This is a genomic window from uncultured Cetobacterium sp. (assembly GCF_947039425.1).
GTDB lineage: Bacteria > Fusobacteriota > Fusobacteriia > Fusobacteriales > Fusobacteriaceae > Cetobacterium_A.
The window spans coordinates 1-9280 of record NZ_CAMQYW010000055.1 but is presented as its reverse complement, the minus strand read 5'-3'; the positions used below and the strand labels follow the sequence as shown (position 1 = coordinate 9280).

Below are 9280 nucleotides of genomic sequence, written 5' to 3'. Positions count from 1 at the left end.
CACGACTGTTAATCGTGTTGTCGCTGGTTCGAGCCCAGCAAGAAGCGCCATTTTTATTTTTTGTAAAATATTTAAAATACAAAGAGTCTTAGGACTCTTTTTTTGTGTATTATATATAAATTAGTGTATAATATAAAATGAAAGAGGTGAAATTAAATGAAAAGAAAAGAGAGAATTATAGTATTTTCAGCATCTATATGCATAATATTTTTAAGTGTTTTATTAATTATAAAAAAGGATAATTTTGAAAAATTTTTAAGAAAAAATAAAATTACATCAAATATATATAAGAATAGTCAAAAGAGAAGGATCGACAATATTTTAGATAATAAAATTCAAGAGAATGAATTAAGAAATATATTGTTAACATTATCAGTTGATAAATTAGAAATTGCAAATTCCATTTTAGATGACTCAAGATTTGTAAGTTTTTTAAATGATCAAAATATAAATGTTCTTTTAACAACAACTGATTATGATGAAGCTATAAAAAATTTAAAAATAGTTCAAGGAATAAAAGCTTTAGAAGTATTGTCACCCAATCTAAAAAGTTATTTAAAAAATAAAGTTTTAAAAGAGAATTATGATGGAACAATGACAAAAATAGAAAATAGGCCAGAAGTTATTAAAATGAGAGAAAGAATACCAAAATTACTTCCAATAAAAGGGACGGAAGTTACGTTAGAAAATCTTCCAGAAAAGAAACTTATAGATATTAGTGAAATTTTATTGAAATCTCCAGAAACAGTGGAATATGTAGAGAAAAAAAACTTAAGTAAATATACTTTAGCAGAGATTGTTTCAATAAGTAAAACTCTTTATGAAATAGGAAAAATAGATCCTAATTTAGCTATTAGAATAGCTGATTATACGAATGATTTTAATATTAGAAAAGCTGCTCTATATGGAGATCTATATGTAAGAGATGAAAAATGTGAAAACATTTTAATTAAAGAATTTAATTCAAAAGATTACAATTTTGAAAAACCATATTTAAAGATGAACCCTTATGGGAGAACCCCATTATCTTATTCAATAATGTTTAAAACAGATGAAAAAAATATTATTTTAAAAACAACAATTTTAGGAAGGGATGGAGTTCCAAATTATTCATATGAAAATTCATATAAAAGTGGAGATATATATCCAATTGTAGGATTATATCCAGATTGTAAAAATATTGTAAAAATAGAAATGTTAGATAAAAATAATAAAAAAATAATAAAAGAAAAAATATTGGAATTAGAAACTGGTTCTGTAGATGATAGATTACCTGTTATTATTGTTGAAAAAAGGGTTCCAACAAGTATTCAACCAGGAGTAAATCTAGTTTCTTTTAATTTGAAAGAAGAGGGATTACCCTTTGCTTTTGATAGCATGGGAAATATTAGATATGTTTTATCAACAGGAAAAGATATGAGAAAAGTTAGAATTGAAAAAGGTGAAATAGGAGATTGGAAAATAAAAAATGATGAGGATACTTTTCAACTAAATATTTTAGGTAAAATATTAGGAAGAATAGGAAGAGATACTAATCAATTAAAATTAAAAAATAAAAAAACAAAATATTTAATTAGAAATAATAATTTATTAACAGTTACATCTTATAAATCAGGAGCATATCCATATGCTTTATTTTCAGAATATGGTTTAGATAGTAAAGATGAAGTATTTAAAGCTGTTATATATTATGATAGGCATAATGCTTCAGAAAATCTTGTTGAAGATGGAGAAAGGGTTAATTTATACGAAGGGGATGTTAATTAAAAATGTTACGAACAATATATATAATTTTTTTAGGAATAATATTTTTTATGTTAACAAATATATTTTTTATGTCAACTGAAATGATAGTTTTAGGCGCTATTTTTTTCTTTTTCATAGTTTTGGGAATGTATTTATTTGATTTAATGGATTTTGAAGTCCATGGATATAATTTAAATAATTATTTAACAGTTATTATTATAAATATAGTATGTTTTTCTATATGGTTTTTATTTAGTTGGGAGTTTTGGTTAAGTATATTTTTTATGATATTTATATCTAGTTTATTATTATTAAGATTAGTAATAAATATGATTTCATATAGAGAACAAGTTGTTACAATTTATGGAGAAGGAGAATTAAAAGAAAATTTAGAAAAAAGTTTAGAAAAACTAGAAGGATATAGATATTTAGAGTTTAATAAAAATATTAATTTTTTAGAAGATTATGTTGAAAATAAAAAAATAAAACTTTTATTACTTGGAAAATTAAAATTAGATGAAAAAGAGATTGAAAGTATTTTAAAAATAAAGTTAAGAGGAACTGAAGTGAAAGGATATTTAGACTATATGCTAGATATTGAGAATAAAATAGAGGTTTCATATGTAAGTGAAGAATGGTTATTAAATGCTTATGGATTTCAAATTTTAAGAAGTAAAGTTCAAAATAAAATAAAGAGAATATTTGATATAGGGATGTCTATAATAATAGGGATATTGACCCTCCCAATAATGATTTTAGCAGTTATTATAGTAAGGTTAGAAAGTTCAGGGCCAATAATTTATTCTCAAGCAAGAGTTGGAGAAAAAGAAAAGGAATTTATGGTTCATAAATTTAGAAGTATGAGAGAAGATGCTGAAAAAGATGGTGCAAAATGGGCACAAAAAAATGATCCTAGAGTTACAAAATTTGGTAAGTTTATGAGAAAAACAAGGATAGATGAATTGCCTCAATTATTAAATGTAATTAAAGGGGAAATGAGTTTTATAGGTCCAAGACCTGAAAGAATGGTATTTATAAAAGAGCTAGAGAAACAAATACCTTATTATGGATTGAGACACATGGTAAAACCAGGTCTTACAGGATGGGCACAAGTGATGTATCCTTATGGAGCTACAGTGGAAGATGCTAAATATAAATTAGAGTATGATTTATACTATATAAAGGGATATAGTTTATTCTTAGATATAGTTATTTTATTTAAAACGTTAAAAACCGTTATTTTTGGAAAAGGAAGGTAGAAATGATAACAGTATTTACACCAACATATAATAGGGAGGACACCCTCAGAATATTATATAAGAGTTTAAAAAATCAAACGATGAAGGACTTTCAGTGGGTTGTTGTTGATGATGGTTCAAAGGACAAAACAGAAAATTTAATTAAATCTTTTATACAAGAAGGGGAAATTAATATTCTTTATAAGAAAATAAAAAATGGTGGAAAGATGAGAGCTATTAATATTGGTTTATCTTTAGCGTCTGAAGAGTATTTTTTTATTGTTGATAGTGATGATTATTTAAATGAAAAAGCTCTTGAATTAATTCAAGAGGAGATAGTAACTTTGCCTAGTGATTTTGCAGGAATCGTTTTTAGAAAAGTTGAAGTAAATAAAAATGGTGAAATAAAATATAAAGATGAAAGTTTTGGTGAAGATCAAATAGATAGTAATCCTATTGATATTTTTTATAATAAAAAAATATTAAAAGATAAAGCAGAAATTATAAAAACATCAATAATGAGAGAATTTCCTTTTCCAGAAATAGAAAATGAAAAATTTTTTCCAGAGGGATATATTTGGAATAAAATTGGAGAACATTATAGTTTTAGATATATAGATAAAGGAATTTATTATTATAAATATTTAATAGATGGATATACAAAAAGATTTGAAGAGGTATTAAAAGAAAATCCTAAAGGGTTTAAAAAATATTATTTTTATATGATAGGAAAAAATATTCCAATAAAAAACAAAATAAAATTTATTATAAGATTTATTCAGAGTAAGTATTATGATATAAAGAAAAATAGAGGTAAATGATGAAAATATTACATATTATAACTTCTCTTGAACTTGGAGGAGCAGAAAAATTATTATTAGATTTGATTCCATCACAAAAAAAACAAGGAGTAGAGGTAGAACTCCTTGTTTTAGATACAAAAAATCAAGTATTTTTAGAAGATTTTAAAAAAAGAGGAATAAAAGTAAATATAACAAAGATTAATAATAAAAAGAGTTTTAAAAATATTTTTGAAATAGTAAAATTAATAAAAAAAGAAAAATTTGATGTTGTGCACGCACATCTTATTCATAGTCAAATATGGACAAGTTTAGCTAAAAGAATGGTGAAAAATGTTGAATTTATAACAACAGAACATAGTACTTCAAATAATAGAAGAAAAAAATCTATATATAAAATATTAGATAAAATGATTTACAGTTCATATGATAAAGTTGTAGCAATATCTGAAGGGACAGCAGAATCTTTAGTAAAATGGATTGGAATTAGCATGAAGAAATTAGAGATAATAGAAAATGGAGTTTCATTAAGAGCTTTTATGGGAAGGTCTAAAGAAAGAAAAGGAGATAAGCTAATAATGGTATCGCGTTTTCATGAATCAAAAGATCACTTAACAGTGCTTAGAGCATTAAAGAAACTATCTAAAAATTATACATTAACATTTGTTGGAGAAGGAGAAACGCAAGATAAAGTCTTAAATGAAGCAAAAATGCTAAAGTTAGAAGAGCGTGTTTCATTTTTAGGGTACTCTAATTCTATTTCTTCATTATTAAAGCGTCATGATATAGCAATACAATCATCTAATTATGAAGGTTTTGGAATAAGTGCTTTAGAAGCGATGGCCTCAGGAACACCATTAATAGGAAGTGATGTTAAAGGATTAGCTGAAGTTATAAAAGGTGGCGGGCTATTATTTCAATTGGGAAATGAAAATGATTTAGTTGATAAAATTCTTCTTTTAGAAGATAAAGCTTATTATTTACAAAAAAGTAAGGATGGAATAAAAAATAGTCTTCAATATTCAATTGAAAATACAGCTAAAAAATATATAGCTCTTTATAAAGGAGAATAAAATGCTTTTAGGAATAAGTTTAATACTCTTAGGATTTGGAATTTTTGATATTTTTTATGAAAATAAAAATAAATCAAAAATTTTAATAATATTAATGATTGTTATTTGGATTTTGCTTAGTACTAGAGGATTTTTAGGAACAGATTGGTATTTTTATTATCCATCTTTTATGAGTAATACATATATATATGAAAAAGGTTATATGTTATACAGTTTTTTTATTGGAAGCATTTATAAAAATTACACATTTTTTCAAAGTATAACCTTGGGAATAGATTTTATATGTTTATATTTTATTTTTAAAAAATATTGCAAATATTATATATTAGCTTTTGTCATATTTTTTTCTATTCAAGGTTTATTTATGGAAGTGGAACTTTTAAGAAATATGAAAGCTATAATTTTATTTATTTTTTCTTTGAAATATATAGAAGAAAGAAAATTTATTCCTTATATTATATTAAATTTAATTGGAGTGAGTTTCCATCAAAGTGCTATTTTATATATTCCTTTGTATTATTTATTAAATATAAATTATAATAAAAAATTAATAATTAGTTTATTTTTATTGGGAAGTTTAATATATTTGAGTAATTTTGATTTTATATTAAATAGTTTAGATAGTTTTGGAAATTATTTAAATGGATCTATAGGGGAAAAGATAAATAATTATTTAAAAGTAATTCCTAAAAATATACCTAGAGGATTAAATTTATTTTATCTTGAAAGAGTTATATTATTTATAATAGCTTATTATTATGAAAAGAATAAAGTTTTAAAAAATATAGGATATTTAAGTGTATTTATATTTTTATATACTAGTGAACTTTCTATAGTATCATTAAGAATAGGAATTTTATTTTTATTTATAACTTGGTTTTTATATGCAAGGGCATTTGAATATATAAATAAAAAAGTAATTTTAAGTTTTTTAATTGGGACTATTTGTATATTTAGAATCTATATTAATTTTAGTTATCCTGGTAATAAAATTAATTACAAATATGAAAATTCATTAATATATAAATTAAATTATAAAAAAAGAGAGAAAGAGTTAATAGAAAGTAAAAAAAATATGAAATCTTATTATGGAAAAGAGTTATTACTTCAGTATTAAGTTAAGGGGGAATTTTATGAAAAAATTAAAAATTTTTTTTACTGCAAATGTGTTGTGGGATATATATATATTTAGATATGGAGTTATTAAAGCTTTAATTGAAGATGGTCATGAAGTAGTGGCAATTGCACCAAATGATGAAAGAATAGATTTTCCAAAGGATTTAGGAATAGCTCATATATCGATAAAATTAAGTAAAAGAGGAATAAATCCCTTTAGAGATTTAAGTTTATCAAATCAATTAAGAAGAATTTATAAAAAAGAAAAACCAGACATAATTTTTCACTATACAATAAAACCAAATATTTATGGAAGTTTAATGGCAAGAGCTTTAGGAATTCCAAGTGTTGCTATATTGACAGGACTAGGATATTCTTTTATTGAAAACGGAATAGTTTCAAAAATAGCGAAAGTATTATATAAAATATCGTTAAATATGTCTAAAGAAGTTTGGGTATTAAACGAAGATGACAAACAAGAATTACTTTTAAATAAAATTGTAAAAGAGAAAAAAATATTTATTCTTCCAGGAGAAGGAGTAAATGTAGAAAAATTTTCTCCAATTGAAAGAGTAAATAATACTAAAAAAGATAAAACTATATTTTTGATGGTAGCTAGAGCTTTTTATGATAAAGGATTTAGAGAATATGTTGAAGCTGCTAGAAGAATTAAAGAAAAGAATAAAAATATAGAATTTTGGTTTTTAGGAGCTTTAGGTGGAAATAGTAAAAATGGAATTAATGAAGAAGTTATGAAGAATTTAGAAAATGAAGGTGTGATTAAGTATTTAGGTCATAGGAAAGACGTAGAAAGGGTTATAGGAGAAGCAGATTGTATAGTTTTACCTTCTTACAGAGAAGGCATCTCTAAGGTTTTAATGGAAGCAGCTAGTATGGAAAAACCATTAATAGCTTCAAATGTAACAGGATGTAAAGAATTAATTGATGATAAAAAAAATGGTTTATTGGTTCAAGTAAAAAGTGTAGTTGATCTTATTGAAAAAATAGAAGAGTTTTTAGAATTATCTTTACTAGAAAGAAAATTAATGGGGAAAAATGGAAGAGAAAAAATGTTAAAGGAGTTTGATGAAAAAATAATAATTGATATTTATAGGAGAAAAATATGCAGCTTAGTATAATTGTGCCAATTTATAATGTTGAAAAATATTTAAGTGAATGTTTAGAAAGTATTTATAAAATTTCTAATATAAATTATGAAGTAATTTTAATAAATGATGGGTCAACAGATAATAGTGAAGAAATAATGGAAACATATAAAAAAAAATATCCTAAATTAACAAAAATAATTACAAAAAATAATCAAGGATTATCAGCAACAAGAAATATAGGAATAAAAGAGGCAAAAGGGGAGTATTTATCCTTTATAGATAGTGATGATACAATAGATGCAAAGATATTTCAAGAGTTCTTTAAAGAGGGATTAAATTTAGATTTAGATGTTATGGTAGGAAATATGAGATATTTTAGCAAAGATAAAATAGGAATGCCCTTGTATAGATCTCAAGAAATTAAAGATTTTACTGTTGGAAAAGGAACTAAATTTTTTCAAACTCTTTTTCAAGGGAAAAAATGTTTTAGAGAAGAAGTTGTAGATGATATATACAAAAGAGAATTTATCTGTGAAAACAAACTTTATTTTCATGAAAATTTAATTCATGAAGACAGTTTTTTTACTCCGATGGTTTATTTAAAAGCCAAAAGAGTAAAATATATAGATAAAACATTCTATTTTTATAGACAGAGAAGTGGAAGTATAATGAGTAAAGTAAATGAAGAAAGTATTGATTCTTTAGAAAAAATATGTGAAATGTTATTAAAAGAATATTCACAAACTGATTTTTATGGCCAAGAAGCTTTATCAAAACTTTTACCTAGTTTCTATAAAGTTGTATTATATAGAAAAATAAATATGAAAAAACCATATAAAGAAAATTTATATATATATAGAAAATTATTTAAGGAAATTCATGGTTTTAAAAATAAAAATGTAGAAGAAATATTAGTTTATTTTGCTCCTCATTTAATGAATAATTTGAGAAAAATAATGGGGAAAGGAATAGGTTTAAATCAAAAAATACCTAAATTTTAGGAGGAGACATGGAGAAAAAAATACATTATATTTGGCTAGGTGGAGCTCCAAAACCTAATATAATGGATATTTGTATAAATTCTTGGAGAGAAAAACTTTTAGATTATGAAATAATAGAATGGAATGAAAAAAATTTAAATTTTTATGAAGAGATTGAAAGAAATAGATTTCTTAAAGAGTGTTACGAAAGAAAACTTTGGGCATTTTTATCTGATTATTTTAGAATAAAAGTTTTGTATGAGCATGGTGGAATATATTTAGATTCAGACATGCAAATAATCAAAAAATTGGATAGTTTTTTAAATGATGATCTATTTTTTGGATTAGAGGATGAAAATCAAATAAGTGCTGGAATAATAGGAGCAAAAAAGAAAAACCCTTTTATATTGGAGATATTAAAATTTTATGAAAAAGATATTTGGGAGAAAAACTTTTATACAATACCATCAATAATTCAATATTTATTTAAAGTGAAAAAACCTAAAAAAATAAAGTTGTATAAGTCAGAATATTTCTATCCTTATCATTATACAGAAGAATTTAAATATACAGATATAAAAAAAGAAACTCACGGGATTCATTGGTGGGGTAAAAGTTGGCATGAAAATAAAAAAAAATTGTATTTTTTAGAGTTTAAACACATAAAAGGATGGAAAAAAATTGTTATAAATATTTTGATTTTATCAAAAACATTAGAACCAATTAGAAAGTTTTATGAAAAATTTATTAAGAAAAAAGTCAGAAAATAGGCTCTAAATTTTAGTGTAACCATTGATTAATAAGGGCGTTTGGAAATAAAGTATCAATAAAATAAAAAAAACGAAAAAAAACTTTTAAAAAAATAAAAAAACTTGTTGACTTAGATTAATATTTATGATAATATATTTATGTTCGTGAGGGACAGCAAAGCGCGAAAGCGACAAGCCATCTCAACTAGGACGCCTGGGTGGCGGAATAGGTAGACGCACAGGACTTAAAATCCTGAGCTATCTGATAGCGTGCCGGTTCGATTCCGGCTCCAGGCACCATTTATAAATCGCGGGGTAGAGCAGTTGGCAGCTCGTCGGGCTCATAACCCGAAGGTCGTTGGTTCGAATCCAGCCCCCGCCACCAAACAATTTAATAAACCAAAAAATGGAAATATGCGGGAGTAGCTCAGTTGGTAGAGCGTCAGCCTTCCAAGCTGAATGTCGCGAG

The 9280-nt window shown here is 24.4% G+C and carries 8 protein-coding genes and 2 tRNA genes; all 10 read left to right on the top strand.

Annotated features, from left to right (window positions below; translation table 11 throughout):
* Nucleotides 1-156: 156 nt before the first annotated feature.
* Nucleotides 157-1767, top strand: a complete 1611-nt coding sequence (locus Q0V09_RS04770; protein ID WP_297406155.1) for an aryl-sulfate sulfotransferase N-terminal domain-containing protein — start codon at nucleotides 157-159, stop codon at nucleotides 1765-1767.
* Between the two features lie 2 nt (nucleotides 1768-1769).
* Entirely contained in the window at nucleotides 1770-3005 is a 1236-nt protein-coding gene (locus Q0V09_RS04765) for an exopolysaccharide biosynthesis polyprenyl glycosylphosphotransferase (protein WP_297406154.1), read from the top strand.
* Between the two features lie 2 nt (nucleotides 3006-3007).
* The gene (locus tag Q0V09_RS04760; protein ID WP_297406153.1) at nucleotides 3008-3805 is read left to right on the top strand and encodes a glycosyltransferase family A protein; all 798 of its coding nucleotides are present in this window, start codon (nucleotides 3008-3010) and stop codon (nucleotides 3803-3805) included.
* Entirely contained in the window at nucleotides 3805-4857 is a 1053-nt protein-coding gene (locus tag Q0V09_RS04755; RefSeq protein WP_297406152.1) for a glycosyltransferase, read from the top strand. Before Q0V09_RS04760 ends, Q0V09_RS04755 begins: the two co-directional genes overlap by 1 nt.
* 1 nt (nucleotide 4858) lies before the next feature.
* The gene (locus Q0V09_RS04750) at nucleotides 4859-5974 is read left to right on the top strand and encodes an EpsG family protein (protein WP_297487416.1); all 1116 of its coding nucleotides are present in this window, start codon (nucleotides 4859-4861) and stop codon (nucleotides 5972-5974) included.
* 16 nt (nucleotides 5975-5990) lie between these two features.
* Nucleotides 5991-7112 (top strand): glycosyltransferase family 4 protein, encoded by a 1122-nt coding sequence (locus tag Q0V09_RS04745; RefSeq protein WP_297406150.1) that lies wholly within the window; start codon nucleotides 5991-5993, stop codon nucleotides 7110-7112.
* Nucleotides 7097-8083 (top strand): glycosyltransferase, encoded by a 987-nt coding sequence (locus Q0V09_RS04740; protein ID WP_297406149.1) that lies wholly within the window; start codon nucleotides 7097-7099, stop codon nucleotides 8081-8083. Before Q0V09_RS04745 ends, Q0V09_RS04740 begins: the two co-directional genes overlap by 16 nt.
* Nucleotides 8084-8091: 8 nt before the next feature.
* Nucleotides 8092-8832 (top strand): glycosyltransferase family 32 protein, encoded by a 741-nt coding sequence (locus Q0V09_RS04735; protein ID WP_297406148.1) that lies wholly within the window; start codon nucleotides 8092-8094, stop codon nucleotides 8830-8832.
* A gap of 191 nt (nucleotides 8833-9023) precedes the next feature.
* A tRNA-Leu gene (locus Q0V09_RS04730) sits at nucleotides 9024-9111 on the top strand.
* A gap of 9 nt (nucleotides 9112-9120) precedes the next feature.
* Nucleotides 9121-9196: transfer RNA gene (locus Q0V09_RS04725), tRNA-Met, on the top strand.
* The last annotated feature ends 84 nt before the right edge of the window (nucleotides 9197-9280 follow it).

Excerpts from the sequence above, each read along its gene's own strand:
- Q0V09_RS04740 (WP_297406149.1), top strand. The coding sequence starts at position 7,097 with ATGCAGCTTAGTATAATTGTGCCAATTTATAATGTTGAAAAATATTTA.
- Q0V09_RS04765 (WP_297406154.1), top strand. The coding sequence starts at position 1,770 with ATGTTACGAACAATATATATAATTTTTTTAGGAATAATATTTTTTATG.
- Q0V09_RS04735 (WP_297406148.1), top strand. The coding sequence starts at position 8,092 with ATGGAGAAAAAAATACATTATATTTGGCTAGGTGGAGCTCCAAAACCT.
- Q0V09_RS04760 (WP_297406153.1), top strand. The coding sequence starts at position 3,008 with ATGATAACAGTATTTACACCAACATATAATAGGGAGGACACCCTCAGA.
- Q0V09_RS04750 (WP_297487416.1), top strand. The coding sequence starts at position 4,859 with ATGCTTTTAGGAATAAGTTTAATACTCTTAGGATTTGGAATTTTTGAT.
- Q0V09_RS04770 (WP_297406155.1), top strand. The coding sequence starts at position 157 with ATGAAAAGAAAAGAGAGAATTATAGTATTTTCAGCATCTATATGCATA.
- Q0V09_RS04755 (WP_297406152.1), top strand. The coding sequence starts at position 3,805 with ATGAAAATATTACATATTATAACTTCTCTTGAACTTGGAGGAGCAGAA.
- Q0V09_RS04745 (WP_297406150.1), top strand. The coding sequence starts at position 5,991 with ATGAAAAAATTAAAAATTTTTTTTACTGCAAATGTGTTGTGGGATATA.